The following is an 18892-nucleotide window of genomic DNA, read 5'->3' on the forward strand; positions in this document are numbered from 1 at the left end:
GCCGAACTCAGAAGTGAAACGCGGTAGCGCCGATGGTAGTGTGGCATTCGCCATGCGAGAGTAGGACACTGCCAGGCACCCAATACAAGAAACCCCGCTCACTCGAGCGGGGTTTTTTATTGTCTGACGTTTCCCCAAAACCAGCCACTGCGTGCCGAGATCTCGTCTGCTCCCCCTTTACGTTCATCCGCCGAATCACCAGTTGGATCTCACGATCTCCGGTGCGGAGGCCTTGTATACAGCCCCCTCCTGAATCTGCACTCTCATCGGTTTTCCATTTGATTCCTCACGCGGCGCTATCCTGCTGAAACCCGGCGCTGGGCCTGCAATTGGGGTTGTATCTGCATCATAACTCGGTAGAGTAAGGGGCATTCCGGGTTTACCCATACCATGCCTTTACTTCTTTATCTGGTATGAGAGTACCCAGACCTGTTTTCATTCACCTTCAGTCAGTGGTACCGATATGGAACAAGTAAACAAGTCTACTTTCAGCGATGTGTTGGAATATGTGCGTATGTCTCGTCGTCAGAACAAGCTCAAGCGTGAAATCGCGGACAACGAGAAGAAGATCCGTGACAACCAGAAGCGGGTGTTGCTGCTCGACAACCTGAGCGACTATATCAAGCCAGGCATGAGCATCGACGAAGTGCAGGCCATCATCGCCAACATGCGCACCGATTACGAAGAGCGTGTTGATGATCACATTATCAAGAATGCCGAGCTTTCCAAGGAGCGCAAGGAGCTGAGCACCAAGCTGAAGGGCATGAGTACCAGCAAATAAGCTCACACCGCCATTCCCAAACACCGGCTTACAGCCGGTGTTTCATTTCCACTCGGCAGCTCGGATCTCTCGCCGCACTGCAACAATCGGCTCCCATTTTTACAATCGCCCTGTTAACATCGCTGCAAAGCGGTCAATAGTTTTCAAGCCCTTGACTTGAAACGACTAAGCTTGATTGAAAGACAATAAATTGCGCAACCATGGTGGGGCTGATATGGGCGCATCAAAACAGACGGATTCGAACAAAGTGGCATCTCAGGATTCATCCGTACCGCATGCGGACGGGCAATATCAGCGCAAGCGTCGCCCCTGGTGGCGCTGGTTGTTCTGTTTCATCTTTTTGCTTTGCCTGGCTGCCGTGATCGCCCTGGTTGGTTATGAAATGAAGACCTCCCGATTGCAGTCGCAGGAGATCTCCCGTTATGCCGCCAAGCTGACTTATGAGCTGGAACCCGGCCCCAGCAAGCAAATTACCTTCCCGGATGATGGCCCCTTCGACAAGCGACTCGGTTATGTGCTGATGCCCATGATCCAGGAGCGCCTCATCCAGCGTGGTTATCAGGTGAGCGAGCAGGTGCGTTTTTCCGATGCACTTTACAACTACGCCAGCCATGGTTTCTTCGTCCCCTATACCGAGAAGGTGCAGGCGGGGCTGACTCTGCACGACTGCCGTGCAGAGCCTTTCTATCAATACAAGTACCCGACCCATTACTACCCTGATTTCAACTCTATTCCCCCCTTGGTCATCCAGTCCCTGCTGTTTATCGAGAACAGGGAGCTGTTGAGCAACGAGCAGCCGCTCGCCAACCCGGCGGTAGACTGGCCCCGTTTTGCCAAGGCGGCGCTGTCCCAGGTGGGCAAGGCGCTGGACATGCAGGACCAATCCGCCGGTGGCAGTACGCTGGCGACCCAGGTGGAGAAGTATCGGCACTCCCCTGATGGTCTGACCCTGTCCCCCACCGAGAAGATCCGCCAGATGGCCTCGGCCAGTGTGCGGGCCTATCGATTGGGGCCAAAAACCCTGGAAGCACGCAAACTGGTGGCCTGGGCTTACCTCAACTCGGTGCCGCTCTCCGCCGCCCCGGGTTATGGGGAGGTGCACGGCCTGGGAGATGGTCTCTGGGTCTGGTTCGGTGCCGATGTGGACGAGGTGAATCGCCTGCTGGATCCCGCGCGTAATCAGGACGCCACTCTGGCCGAGCAGGGGCTGGCGCTGCGCCAGGTGGTCTCCCTGATGATTGCCCACCGTCGCCCCTCCTACTATCTGGCCCAGGGGCGTGAGGCGTTGTCGACCCTGACAGACAGCTACCTGCGCCTGTTCGTGCAGGAGGGCATGATCACGCCTCCCCTGATGGAATCGGCACTCAAGGCCAAGCTTGCGTTCCGCGACTTCCTGCAGGCGCCGGCGATCACCCGGGTCAATAACAACAAGGGGTTGCAGGTGGCGCGCACCCGCCTCAGTCGCCAGCTCGGTGTTCAGCTCTATGATCTGGACCGCATGGATCTGACGGCGGACACGACTCTCAACATGCCGCTGCAAAATGACGTCTCCCGTTATCTGCAGCAGTTGGCAGACCCAACATTCGCCGCCCAGGTCGGGCTGTTTGGTGAGCGCCTGCTCTCGCCGGAGAAGACGGGGGACGTGAAATACAGCTTCACCCTGTTCGAGAAGACGCCGGAAGGGGTCAAGGTGCGGGTGCAGACCGACAACACGGATCAGCCGTTCGACATCAATGAGGGCAGCAAGCTGGAGCTGGGCTCAACCGCCAAGCTGCGGGTGCTGACCACCTATCTGGAGATAGTGACCGAGCTGCATGACAGCTACGGGAACATGCCGGCCGAGAGCCTGCGCAAGATAGAGGTCTCCGATCAGGACAACATCAGCCGTTGGGCCATCGCCTACCTGATGAGTGCCAAGGACAAGAGCCTACCCGTGATGCTGGAGGCTGCGCTGGATCGCAAATACTCCGCCAGCCCCTACGAGGGCTTCTTCACCGGTGGTGGCATGCACACCTTCAACAACTTCCGCAAGGAAGACAATGGCCGCATTCCGCCGATCCGCGACGCCTTGCGTGAATCCATCAACCTGCCCTTCGTACGGCTGATGCGGGACATAGTGCGCTACAGCCTCTACAAGGAAGGCAACCGTGCCCAGTTGCTCAAGGATGACAAGGATCCCCGTCGTACCGAGTATCTGGCCAAGTTTGCCGACAAGGAGGGGCAGACCTATCTGCTGCGCTTCTGGCGTAAATATCGCGGCAAGACCACGGATGAGCAGCTCGATACCTTCCTCGATGGCCTCAAGCCCAGCGCGGTGCGCCTCGCGGCCGTGCATCGCTACCTGATGCCGGAAGCGTCACAGGCCGACTTTGCAGCCTTCCTGGCGAAGCGCCTGCCACGGGACAAGCTGAGCGACAAGCGAGTCGAGCAGCTCTATACCAGTTATGGTCCTGGTAAGTATTCACTGCCGGATCAAGGCTATATCGCCCGCGTCCACCCGCTGGAGCTGTGGCTGCTCTCCTATCTCAGGGAGTTTGACAAGGCCACCTTCGCCGATGCGGTTGCGGCCAGCCGGGATGAGCGTCAGGAGGTCTACAGCTGGCTGTTCAAGACGCGCCATCGCAGTGCCCGGGATAGCCGGATCCGCACCATGCTGGAGGTCGAAGCCTTCCTCGACATCCATCAGCGCTGGGCGCGTTTGGGCTATCCGTTTGATCACCTGGTTCCCTCCCTGGCGACGGCTCTCGGCAGCTCGGGCGACAGACCCGCTGCTTTGGCGGAATTGATGGGGATCATCCAGAACGGCGGCATGCGGGCACCGACCCTGCGGATCGAGCATCTCTCCTTCGCCAAGGACACGCCCTTCGCCACCGTGTTCGAACCGGCCAACACCCAGGGTGTTCGGGTGATGCCTGCCGAGGTGGCCAACGCCCTGCGCAACGCCTTGTCCAAGGTGGTTGAGGGGGGAACGGCGCGGCGCATCGCCGGTGCATTTGCCTTGCAGGATGGCACCGTGCTGTCGTTGGGGGGCAAGACGGGGACGGGGGACAACAGGATCGAGACGGTCGGCCGCTACGGCAATGTCACCAGCTCACTGGCGCGCAACCGGACCGCGACCTTTGTCTTCTACATAGGGGATGATCACTTCGGTACTCTGACGGCCTATGTGCCCGGCAGCCAGTCCGACAAGTTCCGCTTCACCTCGGCACTGCCGGTACAGGTCCTCAAGGGGATGGCGCCCTTGCTGGTGCCTTATCTGCAACCGGGTACTCACACCCAGTGTTTGCCGGGTAGCTGACGGCGCATAAAAAAACGGGGCCAGATTGGCCCCGTTTTCGTTTCTGTCAGCCACAGGCCGTCATGGCTTACAGCTGGTCTTCGATCTCGCCGCGCAGGTATTGGTACATCTCGCGATAGGCCACCGGCGGCTTGTTCAGCTCCCGCTCTTTGTTGGCGGTGCGGATCAGCTGGCGCAGTTTCTGGCGATCCAGTTCGTGGAACTGGGACATCAGTTCGTTGAGGGCGCTGTCTCCCTCGGTGATCAGGCGCTCACGCCACTGCTCCAGCCGGTGCAGGCGGGCATTCACGGTGGAGTGACGCATCTTGATGATGGAGAGGGCTTCCTCGATCTGCTCTATATCCCGGCTGCGCATCAGGCGGCCGATGAACTGCAGGTGGCGGCGGAAGGACTCGTCCTTCTTGGGCTTGAGCTTGCGGCCCAGCTCGACGGCTTCGGCCAACTCTTCATCCAGCGGGATCCGTTCCAGCTCGCTGTGGCTCAGGGAGACGATCTCGGCCCCCAGTTTCTGCAGTGCCTCGGCGTCGCGCTTGAGCTGGCTCTTGCTGGGACCCCAATCGTCCAATTCGTTGTCGTCTTGATACTGACTCATCGGTCTCTGATTCCTGTCATTCGCGTTGGGGGATATGTTACCAGCTTCTCCCGCTGGGCGCAGGGGTCTGATATGCTTAGCCCCTTTCCTTCCTTCATACAGATGTGAGTTATGGACCAGCAAGATCAAATTCGCCAGGATCAAGCCCATCTCGAGGCGGTGGTCGCCGAGGCCCTGGAGATAGCCAAGGGGTTGGGGGCCGGGCTTGCGGAAGTTTCCATCAGCAAGCAGACCGGGCTGTCGGTGAATACCCGGGGCTGTGAGCTGGAAAGCATCGAGTTCAACAAGGATGGAGCGCTCGGCATCGCCGTCTATCGCAATGGCTGCAAGGGATCCTCCTCGACCACTGATCTCGGCAAGCCGGCCATTCGTGCCGCCGTCGAAGCGGCCATGGAGATTGCCCGCCACACCTCCCCCGATGAGTATGCCGGTCTGGCGGATGCCGAACTGCTGGCCTGGGATGCCCCGGATCTGCAACTCTGTCACTCCATCGAACTGGATCCCCAGCGTGGCATCGAGCTGGCTATCGAGTGCGAGCGGCTTGCCCTGGGGCGTGATGCCCGCATCAAGCACTCCGATGGCGCCAGCTTTTCAAGCCATCTGGGGGTCAAGGTCTATGGCAACAGCCATGGCTTCGTCAAAGGCTATGCGGCATCGCGCAACTCTCTGAGCTGCGTGCTGATTGGCGAGCAGGATGGCGACATGCAGCGGGACTATGGCTACTCCTCCAGTCGCGCCCTCTCCGGCCTCTGGACCCCGCAGCGCATCGCCGACGAGGCGGTGGAGCGCACCGTCTCCCGTCTGGGGGCCCGCAAGATCAGCACCCGCCACGCCCCCGTGCTGTTTCATCCCGACACCGCCGCCGGTCTGTGGGGTCATCTGGTGATGGCTATCAGCGGCGGCAACCTCTATCGCAAGTCGAGCTTCCTGCTGGACAAGCTGGGCAAACAGATCCTGCCCGAGTGGCTCAGCATTCAGGAGTTCCCCCACCTGCTGGGGGGGCTCGCCAGTACCCCGTTCGACGGTGAAGGGGTACGCACCCGCGACATGGACATAGTGCGCAATGGCGAGCTGATGAGCTGGCTGCTTACCTCCTACTCGGCGCGCAAGCTGGGGCTGACCACCACAGGCCACGCCGGTGGCATCCATAACTGGCAGGTCTCCAATACCGGCCAGGACTTCCAGGGCATGCTCAAGGAGATGGGCACAGGCCTGCTGGTGACCGAGCTGATGGGGCAGGGGGTCAATATTGTCAATGGTGACTACTCCCGCGGCGCCGCCGGTTTCTGGGTGGAGAATGGCGAGATCCTCTATCCGGTTGAGGAGATCACCATAGCCGGCAACCTGGCCGACATGTTCAGCACCCTGGTGGCGGTGGGGAATGACGAGGACGAGCGCTCCAGCCTCAAGACGGGCTCTGTGCTGGTCGAGCAGATGAAGCTGGCGGGTCACTGAATCGCCAGACCCCGGAAATGAAAAAGGCCCCCTCGCTTGGCGAGGGGGCCTTTTTATTGCTCATCGGCAGGGAGTGACGATCACGCCTTGATACGCTCTATGCATCCGCCCAGGCCTTGCAGCTTGTGCTCTATGTCTTCATAGCCACGGTCGATGTGATAGATGCGCTCGACCATGGTGGTGCCTTCGGCCACGAAGCCGGCCAGTACCAGGCTGGCGGAGGCGCGCAGATCGGTTGCCATCACTTGGGCACCCTTGAGTTGTTCGGTGTCGCGGCAGATGGCCACGTTGCCCTGCAGCTCGATGTCCGCGCCCATACGTACCAGCTCGGGCACGTGCATGAAGCGGTTCTCGAAGATGGTCTCGGTGACCATGCCGGTACCCTTGGCCACGGCGTTCAGTACGGTGAACTGCGCCTGCATGTCGGTCGGGAAGGCCGGGTAGGGAGCCGTCTTGATGGTGACCGGCTTGAGGGTGCGGCCCGTCATGTCGAGGGAGATCCAGTCTTCCCCCTTCTCGATGAGCGCACCGGCCTCTTCCAGCTTGACCAGTACGGCCTCCAGCAGGGAAGGGTCCGTCTTGCGGCAGGTGATCTTGCCCCCAGTGACAGCGGCGCCTACCAGGAAGGTGCCGGTCTCGATGCGATCTGGCTGGACGCTGTAGCTGCCGCCGTGCAGACGCTCGACCCCATCGATGGTCAGGGTGTCGGTACCCGCACCCTGGATCTTGGCGCCCAGGGCGTTGAGGAAGTTCGCGAGATCGACCACTTCCGGCTCGCGGGCGGCGTTCTCGATCACGGTGCGACCGTCGGCCAGGGTGGCGGCCATCATCAGGTTCTCGGTGCCGGTGACGGAGATCATGTCCATCAGGATGTGGGCACCCTTGAGGCGACCGTCGACACGGGCCTTGATGTAGCCATCTTCGATGGCGATCTTGGCGCCCATCAGCTCGAGGCCGTGCACGTGCAGGTTGACCGGGCGGGCACCGATGGCGCAGCCGCCGGGCAGGGAGACGTCAGCCGCGCCAAAACGGGCGGCCAGCGGGCCCAGCGCCAGGATGGAGGCGCGCATGGTCTTCACCAGCTCGTAGGGGGCGACGTGGTTGTTCACGGCGCCGGTCAGCACGGTCACGTTGCCGTTGACCTTGGTGCTGGCGCCCAGCATCTCCAGCAGCTTGAGGGTGGTGCCCACGTCTTTGAGGCGCGGCACATTGGAAAGCTGGATCTCCTCGTCGCACAGCAGGGTGGCGAACAGGATCGGCAGGGCGGCGTTTTTGGCGCCGGAGATGGTCACTTCACCGGAGAGGGTGCAGGGGCCGGTGATCTTGAATTTGTCCATTTACTTAGATACCAAATCAGGAGGGCAGTAGAAATTTACGTTCGCGCTTCCATTCGGCATCGGTAAAGGCCTTGATGGAGAGGGCGTGGATGGCGTTGCTGGCGATCTTGTCCATCAGCGGGGCATAGATGGCCTGCTGCTTCTTGACCCGGCTCATGCCGTCAAACATGTCGCCGACCGCAATCACTTGATAGTGACTGCCGTCGCCTTTGACATGGACTTCGGACAATGGCAAAGCCTCAAGGAGTATCGCTTCAATTTCAGAGACTTGCATTATGCGTCCTCGGTGTTGGGCGGGATGGGTTGAAACAGACTGGCCACCCCGTAAAGGTTGGCCAGGGTATAAAAATCAGTGGAGGCGCCCACCAGTTGCGGCGCGCCTCCCCGTACCAGAGTGGCTTTGGCCCACTTGACCAGCAGGGCCAGGCCGGCGGAATCCAGGGTGGTGACCCCGCTCATATCGAGCGCATCATCTTGCCACCACTCGGATCGCCGTTGCCACAGGGCGTTGACCTGCGGCGCCTGCAGCTCCCCCTGGAGTGTCATGACTTGAGCACCAGCGGCTTGGCATTGTGCTCGCGCAACTGGGCGATCACCGCATCTATGCCGTTCTGGCGAATGAGGCCACCGAGTTCGCTCTGCTTGGCGGAGAGCAGGCTGATCCCTTCGGCAACCATGTCGAAAGCCTTCCATTCACCCGTCTTGTTGTTCTTGCGCAGCTTGAACTCGAGGAAGATGTCCGGCTTGCCGGCCTCTTTCACGCTGACGTTGACGGCGGTGATGTTGCTGTCACCGGGCGCTTTGCCCGGCTGGACCTTGACGGTCTGCTTGTCGAAATGGGCCAGGGCATCGGCGTAGGAGCTTACCATGTACTCGGTGAACACCTGGACAAAGGCATCGCGCTGGGCCGGGGTGGTCTCCTTGATCTGGTTGCCTAGCACCTTGTAGGCGGCGAAGCGGTTGTCTACATAGGGCAGCAGCTCTTCGCGAATGATCACTCTCAAGTGGTCCGGGTTGCTCTTGACCTGGGACTGGTCCGCCTTCAGGCGGGCGAAGGTCTGCTGGGCAGCCTGATCCACCAGGGCATAGGGGTCGGCGGCATTGACCGCTGCCAGGGCGGAGACGGAAAACAGCATGCTGGTCATCAGGCCCAGCAGCAGGGCGATCTTCTTGAACATGGTTACTCCTTGGTTGCTGGCGTATCGGTGCTCGGGGAAGACTGGCTGTACAGGAACTTGCCAATCAGGTCTTCCAGCACGATGGCGGATTTGGTGTCTTCTATCATGTCGCCATCCTTGAGCATGCTGGTGCCCATCTCTTCATCGGTGAAGCCCGGAGCCAGGCCGACATACTGCTCGCCCAGCAGACCCGAGGTCAGGATGGAGAGCGAGCTGGTTTCTGAGAACTCGCCGGCACTCTTCTGCATCTGCAGGGAGACGACGGGAACCTGACTCTTGGCATCCAGCGTGATGTCGCTGACTCGACCGACGACGACGCCGCCGACCTTGACCGGCGAGCGTACTTTCAGGCCGCCGATATTATCGAAATGGGCGCGCAGGGTATAGGTTTCTCCTTCCGGTTTGAAACTCAATCCCGCCACTTGCAGTGCCAACGCCAGAATGGCTGCAATGCCAGCCAGCATGAAGGCACCGACCAGGAATTCTACTTTGCTGAACTTCATCTTTCCCTTATCCAAACATGACTGCGGTGAGTATAAAATCCAGACCGAGCACGGCCAGGGATGAGTGGACCACGGTACGGGTCGTCGCCTGACTGATCCCGGCCGAGGTCGGCTTGGCATCATAGCCATTGAAGAGCGCGATCCAGGTGACCACTAAGGCGAAGATCACACTCTTGATGGCCCCTTGCATGATGTCGTCCTGCCAGTCGACGGAGGCCTGCATGGCAGACCAGAAGCTGCCTTCATCCACACCCAGCCAGTCTACCCCGACCAGTTTGCCGCCAAAGATGCCGATCAGGCTGAACATGAAGGCCAGCAACGGCATGCTGATGACCCCTGCCCAGAAGCGAGGCGCCACCACCCGGCGCAGGGGATCCACCGCCATCATCTCGAGGCTGGAGAGCTGCTCGGTCGCCTTCATCAGGCCGATCTCGGCGGTGAGGGCCGAGCCCGCACGTCCGGCAAACAGCAGGGCGGTGACCACAGGGCCCAGCTCCCGCAGCAGGGAGAGGGAGACCAAGGGCCCCAGACTCTGCTCTGCGCCGAAATCCTTCAGTACGTTGTAACCCTGCAAGGAGAGCACCATGCCGATGAAGAGGCCAGACACCAGTATGATGGCGACCGATTGTACACCCACCACATAGAGCTGCTGTATCAGCAGGGGGAAGTGCTTGCGGGGCTCGGGTTTGCCCGCCAGCGCATGAAATAGCATGATGGTTGCGCGGCCGACGGCACTGATGAAACGTACTCCGCTTCGACCCAGCTTGCTTATCTGACTTATTAACATCACAGATCCTGTAGCAGATCACCTGCCGGAAAATGAAACGGAACAGGACCATCGGGCAATCCTTTGAGGAACTGCTCGACCTCGGGATTGTGCTCCTCACGCAGTTGCTCCGGCGTGCCCTGTGCCACCACCCTGCGGTTGGCGATGATGTAGGCGTAGTCGGCGATGCTCAGCACTTCCTTCACATCATGGGTGACGATGACGGAGGTGATGCCGAGGGCATCGTTGAGTTCCTTGATGAGCTTGACCAGCACCGCCATGGTGATGGGATCCTGGCCGACAAAGGGCTCGTCATACATGATGAGATCCGGATCCAGCGCGATGGATCTGGCCAGGGCAGCACGGCGGGCCATGCCGCCGGAGAGTTCGGACGGCATCAGTCTGGCCGCGCCGCGCAAGCCCACCGCCTGCAGCTTCATCATGACGATGGTGTGGATCAGCTCCTCCGGCAGACCGGAGTGTTCCCGCAGCGGGAAGGCCACGTTGTCGAACACCGTCATGCCAGTGAACAGGGCGCCGCTCTGGAACAGCATGCTCATCCGCTTGCGCACCTCATACAGACGGCCGCGGGAGAGGGTGGGGATGTCTTCCCCGTCAAACAGAATATGACCGGACTCAGGTTTCAGCTGGCCACCGATCAGGCGCAGCAAGGTGGTCTTGCCAATGCCGCTGGGGCCCATGACGGCGGTGACCTTGCCACGGGGAATGGTCAGGTTGATCCTGTCGTACAGCAACCGATCTCCGTGACTGAAGGTCAGGTCGGAGATGGTGATCAGGTCATCGTTCAAACAAATGTCCATCCGGTATAAATGAAGAGCGAATTTTATGGGCTAGTCTAGGTCTAAGCAACAGCAAGGAACAACTATTGAGCGGGTTTGCCCCCCAAATACGCGACAGTTTTATGTAACAACTTGCATCAGTGGCAGACCGTCCCGCATCCGATTCGCTTATCTCGGCAGACTTTTTTATAATCCCGCAGCAAATTTCGGCCCGGAGCTGTGCCTTTATGTCTGTAAAGCCTGAAAAAGTGTCTGAATTGTTCGATTTCCGTCGCAGTGCCCGCGCGGTGCTGGACATAGAAAAACAAGCCATCGATGGGCTCTACCAATACCTCGATGAGACCTTCGAGCGCGCCTGCGAGATGGTGCTGTGCTGTGCCGGCAAAATCGTGGTCACCGGTATGGGCAAGTCGGGTCATGTCGGCAACAAGATTGCCGCGACCCTGGCCAGCACCGGGACACCCGCCTTCTTCCTCCACCCTGGCGAAGCCAGCCACGGAGATCTGGGGATGATCTCCGGCGGCGACCTCATCATCGCCATCTCCAACTCCGGCGAGAGCGACGAGATCCTGGCCCTGTTGCCGGTGCTCAAGCGTCGCGGCATTCCGCTCATCTGCATGACCGGCAACCCGACCTCCACCATGGCCAAGGAGGCCAACGTGCACTTGTGCATCAAGGTGGAGAAAGAGGCCTGTCCGCTGGGGTTGGCCCCGACCTCAAGCACCACGGCGACGCTGGTGATGGGGGATGCCCTGGCCGTGGCTCTGCTGGAGGCACGTGGTTTCACCGCCGATGACTTCGCGCTTTCGCATCCGGGCGGGTCGCTGGGCAAGCGGCTGTTGCTGCGGGTCGGCGATCTGATGCACCGCGGGGACCTGTTGCCCCAGGTAGGGATAGATGCCACCATCAGCCAGGCGCTGCTGGAAGTGAGCCGCAAGGGGCTGGGTATGACCGCCGTTGTTGATGCTGATGGCCGATTGGCCGGTCTGTTCACTGATGGCGACCTGCGCCGGATCCTGGATCTGCAGGTGGATATTCACCACACCCCTATCAGCCGCGTCATGACGGTCAACTGTGTTACCGTAGGGCCTGAGATGATGGCGGCCGAGGCCGTCAAACTGATGGAAACCAGAAAGATTAACGGATTGCTGGTGGTGGATGAGGCGCGGCAGCCACTTGGCGCCTTCAACATGCACGACCTGCTGAAAGCCGGGGTGATTTGATGCAAGACGTACCGACCCTCTATGGTCCGGTGACGCGCAGCCAGTACGAGAAGGCGGCGCAGATCCGCCTGCTGGTGTGTGACGTGGATGGGGTGCTTTCCAATGGCTTCATCTATATGGGCAATCAGGGTGAAGAGCTGAAAACCTTCTGCACCCGCGATGGCGCCGGCATGCGTGCACTGCTTAACGCCGGCATCGAGATTGCCATCATCACGGGGCGCAACTCCCGCATCGTCAGCGATCGGATGAGAAGCCTGGGGGTGCGGCACCTGGTACAGGGGGCGGATCAGAAGCTGCCCCACTTCGAGGCACTGCTGACCAAGCTCGGTCTGGAGGCGTCGCAAGCCGCCTACATGGGGGATGACACCATAGATCTGCCGGTGATGCAGGCCTGTGGCCTCGGCATTGCGGTGGCGGATGCCCATCCGCTGGTGCTGGCTCGTGCCGATCTGGTGACCCGCCTCGGGGGTGGTGTGGGCGCGGTACGCGAGGTGTGCGATCTCATCCTGCAGGCGCAGGGCCTGGGCGACTACCAACCCGAGGCCTCGGTATGAGCAGACAGACCCTGTTGTTCGCCCTGCTGTTCTTGGTTGCACTCGCCGCCTGGCAGCTCGGCGAGATCGAGCTGGTACCTGAGCCGACTGCCAAGGTAGAGAACTATCAACCAGACTTTACCGCCAAAAATCTGGTCACCACCCGCTTCAACGAGCAGGGCAAAAGGACCGAGCGGTTGGAGTCCGAGTATGCGGAGTATTACCAGATCCTCGAGCAGGCCACTTTCAACAAGCCGGTGGTCTACATGTTCGATGAGCAGGGGGAGGCCGAATGGAAGGTCACGGCCGAGACCGGGGTGCTCAATACCGATGACAACGTGATACTGCGCGACAAGGTACATCTGGACGGCTTGCTGCCGGCGTCCTTCATCTCCACGCTGGATACCCCCTATCTGGAGCTGGATCTGGTGACCCAAGACGTAAGAAGCAACCAGCACATCAGCATAGTGGGTCAGGAATTCCAGACCGAGGGTGTTGGCCTGAAGGGCCATCTGGAACGTAAATATTTCGAATTACTGGATAAAGGCCATGCCACTTATTTCAATGAAAAACGTTAATCTGGCCTTCGCGTCCCTGCTGATGTGCAGTGCGGTGAATGCCAAAGAGTCCGACTTTGCCGAGAAGGTCTACGTGGATGCGGTCAAGCAAGTGGCCGAGATGCAGGACAACCGTATCACCTTCAGTGATGATGTCATCATCACTCAGGGCACCATCAAGATTAAGGCCGACAAGGTGGTGGTGATCCGCTCCGGCGAGAAAGGGGCCGAGGTCATGACCGCCTATGGGAACCCCGCCACCTTCTTCCAGATCCTGGACAACGGCAAGCCGGTAAACGCCCACGGCAACAGCATTCGCTATGAGCTGAAGAACCGGCTGGTCACCATCACTGGCAACGGTCAGCTTAAACAGGAAGACAGCCAGGTCACCGGCGACCTCATTCGTTATGACATCGTCAAACAGAAGATGATCGCCGAGAGCAAGGGGCCCACTCAGCGCGTCAAGACGGTGTTCCTGCCGGATCAGGTAGAAAACTTCGACAAACCCGCCGATCAGAAGAAGTAGGAAACAGAAGCCATGGCAGTGTTAAAAGCAACCGGTTTGCAGAAGAGCTACAAGCGCCGCATGGTGGTCAGCGACGTGAGCCTGGAAGTGGGCACCGGCCAGATAGTGGGTCTGCTTGGCCCGAATGGTGCCGGCAAGACCACCTCCTTCTACATGATCGTTGGCCTGGTGCAGCGGGATGCGGGTCTCATCACCATAGATGAACAGGACATCAGCCTGCAGCCCATGCATATTCGTGCCCGCAATGGTATCGGTTACCTGCCCCAGGAAGCCTCCATCTTCCGACGCCTGTCGGTGTTCGACAACCTGATGGGGGTCATGCAGACCCGTAAGGGGTTGAGCCGCGAGGAGCGGGAGGATAAGGTCGAGCAGTTGCTGGAAGAGTTCAACATCACCCATATTCGCGACAGCCTGGGTCAGAGCCTGTCGGGAGGGGAGCGGCGCCGTGTCGAGATCGCCCGTGCGCTAGCGGCAGAGCCGCGATTCATCCTGTTGGATGAGCCCTTTGCAGGTGTTGATCCTATTTCGGTCATAGACATCAAGAAGATCATCCAGCATCTGAAGGAAAGAGGGCTGGGCGTGCTTATCACGGACCACAACGTTAGAGAGACGTTGGATGTGTGCGAGAAGGCCTACATCGTCAGCCACGGCAAGATGATTGCCGAAGGTGCACCGGCCGACATCCTCGCCGATGAGCAGGTCAAGCGCGTCTATTTGGGCGATCAATTCAGTCTATAGTAAGGGGGCACCCCTCATTTTTGTTAGGTGACCGCCTCGCTGAACATAAGGATATCCCGACGTAGATGAAGCCGACATTACAGTTGCGTCTCGGCCAGTCCCTGACCATGACGCCACAATTACAACAAGCGATTCGTCTGCTCCAGCTCTCCACCCTGGAACTCCAGCAGGAAATTCAGCAAGCGCTCGATAATAACCCCTTGCTGGAGCAGGAGGAGAATGAGGCGCACGAAACCAGTCCGATAGAACCCCAGGACGCCAGTCAACTCGACTCCTGTGACGCAATGGCACAGGACAAGATGCCGGATGAACTGCCGGTGGACACTACCTGGGATGAGGTCTATTCCGCCGGCACGGCTCAGAGCGCTGGCCCCATCCATGACGGGGAAGACAGCGTCTATCAGGGGGAAACCACCGAAAATCTGCAGGATTATCTGTTGTGGCAGATGCGACTGACGCCGTTCAGTGATCTGGATGCCGCGATTGCCCTCGCCATCATCGATGCCATCGATGAGTCTGGCTACCTGACCGTTTCTCTCGAAGATATTCAGGCTGCAGTCAGCAGTGAAGAGTTAGAAGTTGAACTGGATGAAGTGGAAGCCGTGCTCAAGCGGGTGCAGCATTTCGATCCGGTTGGCATCGCCGCTCGCTCGGTACAGGAGTGTTTGTTGATCCAGCTTGGCCAGTATTCGCCGGATCTGCCCTGGCTCAATGAGGCAAGGGAGGTGATCCGCGAGCACATGGACTTGCTCGGCAACCGTGACTACCGCACCTTGGCGCGCAAGACCCGGCTCAAGGAGAGCGACCTCAAGGAGGTACTGGATCTCATCCAGCAGCTGGAGCCTAGACCCGGTAATGGCATCATCCAGAGCGAATCGCAATACGTGATCCCGGATGTCTCCGTGGTCAAGAAGGGGGCGAAGTGGGTGGTTGAACTCAACCCGGATTCGGCGCCGCGCATTCGTGTCAACGAGGCCTATGCGGCAATGGCACGCAATGCCCGCAGCAGCACGGATACTCAGTTCATTCGTTCCCATTTGCAGGAAGCCAAGTGGTTCATCAAGAGTCTGGAGAGTCGAAACGACACCCTGCTCAAGGTGGCAAGCTGCATAGTCGAGCAGCAACAGGGTTTCTTCGAGTACGGTGAAGAGGCCATGAAGCCCATGGTACTCAACGACATCGCCGAGGCGGTGGAGATGCACGAGTCGACGATTTCACGGGTGACGACCCAGAAGTACATGCATACGCCCCGTGGCATCTTTGAACTGAAGTTTTTTTTCTCCAGTCATGTCAACACGGAGGGAGGAGGAGAGTGCTCATCGACCGCAATTCGTGCCCTGATCAAGAAGCTGGTGACGGCCGAAAACCCGGCCAAACCGCTTAGTGATAGCAAGATCGCGGATTTGCTGGCCGAACAGGGTATTATGGTGGCGAGACGCACGATCGCAAAGTACCGTGAATCCTTGTTGATCCCGCCATCCAATCAGCGCAAACGCCTGGTTTAGGCAAACAAAAGGAAGACGTTATGCAAATTAACCTGACCGGACACCATGTCGAGATTACCGAAGCTCTGCGTGATTATGTGAATAACAAATTTGCCAAACTCGAGCGTCACTTTGACCATATCAACAACGTACATGTGGTGTTGAGCGTCGAAAAACTGAACCAGATCGCCGAAGCCAAGCTGCACGTCAGCGGGGGAGAGGTGTTCGCCAATTCGCAGCATGCCGACATGTATGCGGCGATTGATACCCTGCTGGATAAACTGGATCGGCAGATCATCAAGCACAAAGATAAGTTAAATCAAAAATAACTATGCAACTTGAACACATACTGAGTCGGGACTGCACCAAGAGTGCGGTCCCTTGTACCAGCAAGAAACGCGCCCTCGAGATCATCAGTGAGCTGGCCGCAGAGCGTCTCGGCGCCTCCCGCCAGGTGCTGTTTGAAAGCCTGCTGGCGCGGGAAAAGATGGGCAGTACCGGGATCGGTGCCGGTATTGCCATTCCCCACGGCCGGATCGACGACGCCTTTGCGCCTACCGCCGTGCTGATGACCTTCTCTGAACCCATCCCTTTCGATGCTATCGACAATCAACCGGTTGACCTGCTCTTTGCATTGCTGGTGCCGGAAAGCGAGTGCAAGCAGCATCTCAAGACCCTTTCCCTGATGGCATCCAAGTTGGGTGACAAGGCCGTCTGTCGCCAGTTGCGCCAGGCGACCAGCGATGAAGAACTCTATCAGATCATGACCTCGGCCTGATGCCGGGTCTGACGCAGCCACGTTGGCGTGAGGGGACAAGATGCAGTTAATAGTGGTAAGCGGTCGTTCGGGCTCCGGTAAGACGGTAGCCCTGAGGGTGCTGGAGGATCTGGGTTACTACTGCGTGGATAACCTGCCGGTCAATCTGCTGCCCCAGCTGATCGTCTCGGTGGAGAGCCAGTATGACAAGCTGGCGGTCAGCATAGACGTGCGCAACCTGCCGACCCAGCCAGACAAGCTGGACAACCTGTTGACCCAGGTGCGCAACGAAGGGCGGGTGGAGTTCTCCAGCTTCTTCTTCGACGCCGACAACGGGACCCTGCTCAAGCGCTATGGCGAGAGCCGCCGGCTGCACCCCCTGTCTCGCAAGCAGCTCTCGCTGGATGAGGCGATCCGGGAGGAAACCCACCTGCTGGCGCCCCTCTCCTCGACCGCCGACCTGCGCATCGACACCACCAACCTCAGCATTCACGATCTCAGCGAGCTCATCAAAACCCGGGTGCTCGGCAAGAAAGAGAACGAACTGGTGCTGGTGTTCGAGTCGTTCGGCTTCAAATACGGCATCCCCAAGGATGCGGACTTCGTGTTCGATGCCCGTTTCCTGCCCAATCCCCACTGGATCCCGGAGCTCAAGCCGTTTACCGGCCAGGACGAGCCTGTAGCCAACTACCTCTCGGCCCAGGCGGACGTGATGCTGTTCATCCAGCAGATAGAGAACATGCTGGTGACCTGGTTGCCCCACCTGGAGCGCAACAATCGCAGCTATGTGACCGTTGGGATCGGTTGTACCGGCGGGCAGCATCGCTCGGTGTTCATCGCCGAGCGGCTGGCCAGCGCATTCCGGCTGCTTGGCAAGAACGTGCAGATTCGTCACCGCACGCTGGACAAGCGCTCCCCCCAAGCCTGACAGACCTACAGGATGTTCAGATGACAGTTTCCGCCTCGGTAGAAGTCAAAAACAAGCTGGGAATCCATGCCAGACCGGCCATGATGCTGTTCGAGCTGGTGCAGGGATTCGATGCTCATGTGCTGCTGCGCAACGAAGACGGCATCGAGGCCGATGCGGACAGCGTGATCGGTCTGCTGATGCTGGACTCCGCCCAGGGCAAGCAGGTGGAGGTGCAGGTGGAGGGCCCTGAAGAGGTGGAGGCCCTGGCCGCCGTGGTGGCACTATTCACCTCGGGCTTCAACGAGGAGTGAGCGGCACCTCCTTTGCCGTCATGGCCCGGCGCGCGCCAGCGCCTTGAAGTCGTTAAAGTCCCGACAAGCCAGCAGATTCCTGCTGGCTTTTTCGTTCATCAGCGCCAGAAACAGATCGTAGAGTCCCATCGCCTCCTCGTAGTCCGCCTTGCTGATGGCAAGCACGAAGATGAGGGTGGTGGTCTCACCATTGCCCCACTCGAGGCCTGCACTGTATAGATCAGGGTGCGGTGGGCCAGCAGTCCGAGGGAGTGGGGCAGGGCTATGCCTTCTCCCAGCAGGGTGGATACGATTCGCTCCCGCTCGTGTAACGATCCCCTGAACCCAGTCTCAACAAGCTGCTCGGACTCCAGCTGGTCACCGATGCGGCACAAACAGCCGTGCCTGACTGAGCGGCTCTGTGACCACCATGAAGTGGTCGGTATCGAAGTACTTGTCCAGCAGGTAGAGGCGGGTGCGATCGGTCAGTACTAGCTTGCCGAACTGCTCCAGCTGGTAGGGGTCGTGAAGGGGGCAGCTTGTACCACGGGGGCGTTTTTCTCGCTCACTTTGACTGTGCTGATGACGAAGTCCAGTTCGATCTGCGCCAAGCCCCTCGTAATCCCGTTCTTGTGGTTCGCCAGCGGGTTGTGGCTGCCTATCTGGTAGTTGACCCGCAGCAGAATGGCACTGATGTGAGCCTGCAGGTCGGCACGCAACTGCGGGTCGCCGCGAAGATCATAGGAGTAGTGCTGGTGAATGCAGGTCAGCGGATGTAAACCAGTTGCTCGCTCTTGGCGGCCATGGCCGGGCCGAGCTGGGGGGATCTGCAGTGAGGCGGGTCTGGATCTGGATGACGAGGCTGGCGATCTCCTCCTGCCCCGGCGGGGCCTGGGTTGGTAACTCGGCATGGATGTCGCGGACCACCATGGCCAGGGTCAGGCTGATGTCATCGCTGGCAAACTGGCACAGCTCGTGGCCAGCCGCCTGACGCAACAGGGTGATGGCGTAGGAGATGGTGAGTTGTTGCAGGCTCTCGTCGGCGAGGCGCAACAGATGACGGCAGAGCTGATCGTGATAACCGGTGCCGCGCTGGTGGAAACTCTGAGTCATCTCACGCCAGGGAAGACGGGCCTGAGAGGTAGGCACGAAAAAGGGGCCTTG

Annotated in this window: 21 protein-coding genes and 1 pseudogene; 13 read left to right on the top strand and 9 right to left on the bottom strand. The window is 59.4% G+C overall.

The features are described 5' to 3' along the window. The first annotated feature begins 463 nt into the window (after positions 1–463). Both tmaR and KW824_RS12965 read left to right on the top strand, forming a co-directional pair. A complete protein-coding gene (tmaR, locus tag KW824_RS12960; RefSeq protein WP_025328544.1) occupies positions 464–781 on the top strand; it encodes a PTS system regulator TmaR in 318 nt (105 codons plus the stop codon). A gap of 214 nt (positions 782–995) precedes the next feature. After that, positions 996–4079, top strand: coding sequence for a transglycosylase domain-containing protein (locus KW824_RS12965; protein WP_041204875.1), 3084 nt, complete (start codon positions 996–998; stop codon positions 4077–4079). Positions 4080–4146: 67 nt separating this feature from the next. Here the strand turns inward: KW824_RS12965 and yjgA are convergent, their stop codons facing one another. Further along, a complete protein-coding gene (gene yjgA / locus KW824_RS12970; RefSeq protein WP_005331314.1) occupies positions 4147–4671 on the bottom strand; it encodes a ribosome biogenesis factor YjgA in 525 nt (174 codons plus the stop codon). A gap of 111 nt (positions 4672–4782) precedes the next feature. On the opposite strand from yjgA, the gene pmbA reads away from it, so the two are divergent. Continuing rightward, positions 4783–6126, top strand: coding sequence for a metalloprotease PmbA (gene pmbA / locus KW824_RS12975; RefSeq protein ID WP_106885622.1), 1344 nt, complete (start codon positions 4783–4785; stop codon positions 6124–6126). Positions 6127–6206: 80 nt separating this feature from the next. On the opposite strand, the gene murA is transcribed toward pmbA, so the two are convergent. Genes murA through mlaF form a run of 7 tightly spaced genes read right to left on the bottom strand, consistent with a single transcriptional unit; the run spans position 6207 to position 10731 of the window. Then, entirely contained in the window at positions 6207–7463 is a 1257-nt protein-coding gene (gene murA / locus KW824_RS12980; protein ID WP_005331316.1) for a UDP-N-acetylglucosamine 1-carboxyvinyltransferase, read from the bottom strand. Between the two features lie 16 nt (positions 7464–7479). Then, on the bottom strand, positions 7480–7737 hold the full coding sequence (gene ibaG, locus KW824_RS12985) for a BolA family iron metabolism protein IbaG (RefSeq protein WP_005306001.1): 258 nt from the start codon (positions 7735–7737) through the stop codon (positions 7480–7482). Continuing rightward, positions 7737–8009: a lipid asymmetry maintenance protein MlaB gene (locus KW824_RS12990; protein ID WP_161507589.1), complete on the bottom strand. Its 273-nt coding sequence runs from the start codon at positions 8007–8009 to the stop codon at positions 7737–7739. The genes ibaG and KW824_RS12990 overlap by 1 nt, the downstream gene beginning before the upstream one ends. Continuing rightward, the gene (gene mlaC, locus KW824_RS12995) at positions 8006–8641 is read right to left on the bottom strand and encodes a phospholipid-binding protein MlaC (protein WP_025328538.1); all 636 of its coding nucleotides are present in this window, start codon (positions 8639–8641) and stop codon (positions 8006–8008) included. Before mlaC ends, KW824_RS12990 begins: the two co-directional genes overlap by 4 nt. Positions 8642–8643: 2 nt before the next feature. After that, positions 8644–9144, bottom strand: a complete 501-nt coding sequence (mlaD, locus tag KW824_RS13000; RefSeq protein WP_005331321.1) for an outer membrane lipid asymmetry maintenance protein MlaD — start codon at positions 9142–9144, stop codon at positions 8644–8646. Between the two features lie 7 nt (positions 9145–9151). After that, the gene (gene mlaE / locus KW824_RS13005; protein WP_041204877.1) at positions 9152–9931 is read right to left on the bottom strand and encodes a lipid asymmetry maintenance ABC transporter permease subunit MlaE; all 780 of its coding nucleotides are present in this window, start codon (positions 9929–9931) and stop codon (positions 9152–9154) included. Beyond that, the gene (gene mlaF / locus KW824_RS13010) at positions 9931–10731 is read right to left on the bottom strand and encodes a phospholipid ABC transporter ATP-binding protein MlaF (RefSeq protein ID WP_005331323.1); all 801 of its coding nucleotides are present in this window, start codon (positions 10729–10731) and stop codon (positions 9931–9933) included. Before mlaF ends, mlaE begins: the two co-directional genes overlap by 1 nt. Positions 10732–10937: 206 nt before the next feature. On the opposite strand from mlaF, the gene KW824_RS13015 reads away from it, so the two are divergent. The 10 genes from KW824_RS13015 (at position 10938) to npr (ending at position 17749) form a co-directional block, all read left to right on the top strand. Then, positions 10938–11933, top strand: coding sequence for a KpsF/GutQ family sugar-phosphate isomerase (locus tag KW824_RS13015; RefSeq protein ID WP_218410006.1), 996 nt, complete (start codon positions 10938–10940; stop codon positions 11931–11933). Continuing rightward, positions 11933–12487: a 3-deoxy-manno-octulosonate-8-phosphatase KdsC gene (kdsC, locus tag KW824_RS13020; protein ID WP_043133345.1), complete on the top strand. Its 555-nt coding sequence runs from the start codon at positions 11933–11935 to the stop codon at positions 12485–12487. Before KW824_RS13015 ends, kdsC begins: the two co-directional genes overlap by 1 nt. Continuing rightward, a complete protein-coding gene (gene lptC / locus KW824_RS13025) occupies positions 12484–13044 on the top strand; it encodes an LPS export ABC transporter periplasmic protein LptC (RefSeq protein WP_005331338.1) in 561 nt (186 codons plus the stop codon). The genes kdsC and lptC overlap by 4 nt, the downstream gene beginning before the upstream one ends. Continuing rightward, positions 13031–13549, top strand: a complete 519-nt coding sequence (lptA, locus tag KW824_RS13030; RefSeq protein ID WP_218410173.1) for a lipopolysaccharide transport periplasmic protein LptA — start codon at positions 13031–13033, stop codon at positions 13547–13549. Before lptC ends, lptA begins: the two co-directional genes overlap by 14 nt. A gap of 12 nt (positions 13550–13561) precedes the next feature. Then, complete coding sequence (lptB, locus tag KW824_RS13035; RefSeq protein ID WP_010675872.1) at positions 13562–14287, top strand: LPS export ABC transporter ATP-binding protein; 726 nt, start codon at positions 13562–13564, stop codon at positions 14285–14287. 65 nt (positions 14288–14352) lie between these two features. Further along, positions 14353–15792: an RNA polymerase factor sigma-54 gene (locus KW824_RS13040; protein ID WP_218410007.1), complete on the top strand. Its 1440-nt coding sequence runs from the start codon at positions 14353–14355 to the stop codon at positions 15790–15792. Positions 15793–15812: 20 nt separating this feature from the next. Continuing rightward, on the top strand, positions 15813–16100 hold the full coding sequence (gene hpf / locus KW824_RS13045) for a ribosome hibernation promoting factor (protein WP_005305957.1): 288 nt from the start codon (positions 15813–15815) through the stop codon (positions 16098–16100). 2 nt (positions 16101–16102) lie between these two features. Beyond that, positions 16103–16549 carry a PTS IIA-like nitrogen regulatory protein PtsN gene (gene ptsN / locus KW824_RS13050; RefSeq protein ID WP_005331355.1) on the top strand — a complete coding sequence of 149 codons (447 nt, stop codon included), beginning with the start codon at positions 16103–16105 and terminating at the stop codon, positions 16547–16549. A 40-nt stretch (positions 16550–16589) separates the two neighbouring features. Beyond that, positions 16590–17456, top strand: a complete 867-nt coding sequence (gene rapZ, locus KW824_RS13055) for an RNase adapter RapZ (RefSeq protein ID WP_041204881.1) — start codon at positions 16590–16592, stop codon at positions 17454–17456. Between the two features lie 20 nt (positions 17457–17476). After that, positions 17477–17749, top strand: a complete 273-nt coding sequence (gene npr / locus KW824_RS13060) for a PTS phosphocarrier protein NPr (protein ID WP_005331359.1) — start codon at positions 17477–17479, stop codon at positions 17747–17749. Between the two features lie 18 nt (positions 17750–17767). Here the strand turns inward: npr and KW824_RS13065 are convergent. Beyond that, a pseudogene (locus KW824_RS13065) lies at positions 17768–18817 on the bottom strand (PTS sugar transporter subunit IIA); the annotation flags it as partial. Between the last annotated feature and the right edge of the window lie 75 nt (positions 18818–18892).

Source organism: Aeromonas sp. sif0611, assembly GCF_019218845.1.
Lineage (GTDB): Bacteria > Pseudomonadota > Gammaproteobacteria > Enterobacterales > Aeromonadaceae > Aeromonas > Aeromonas media.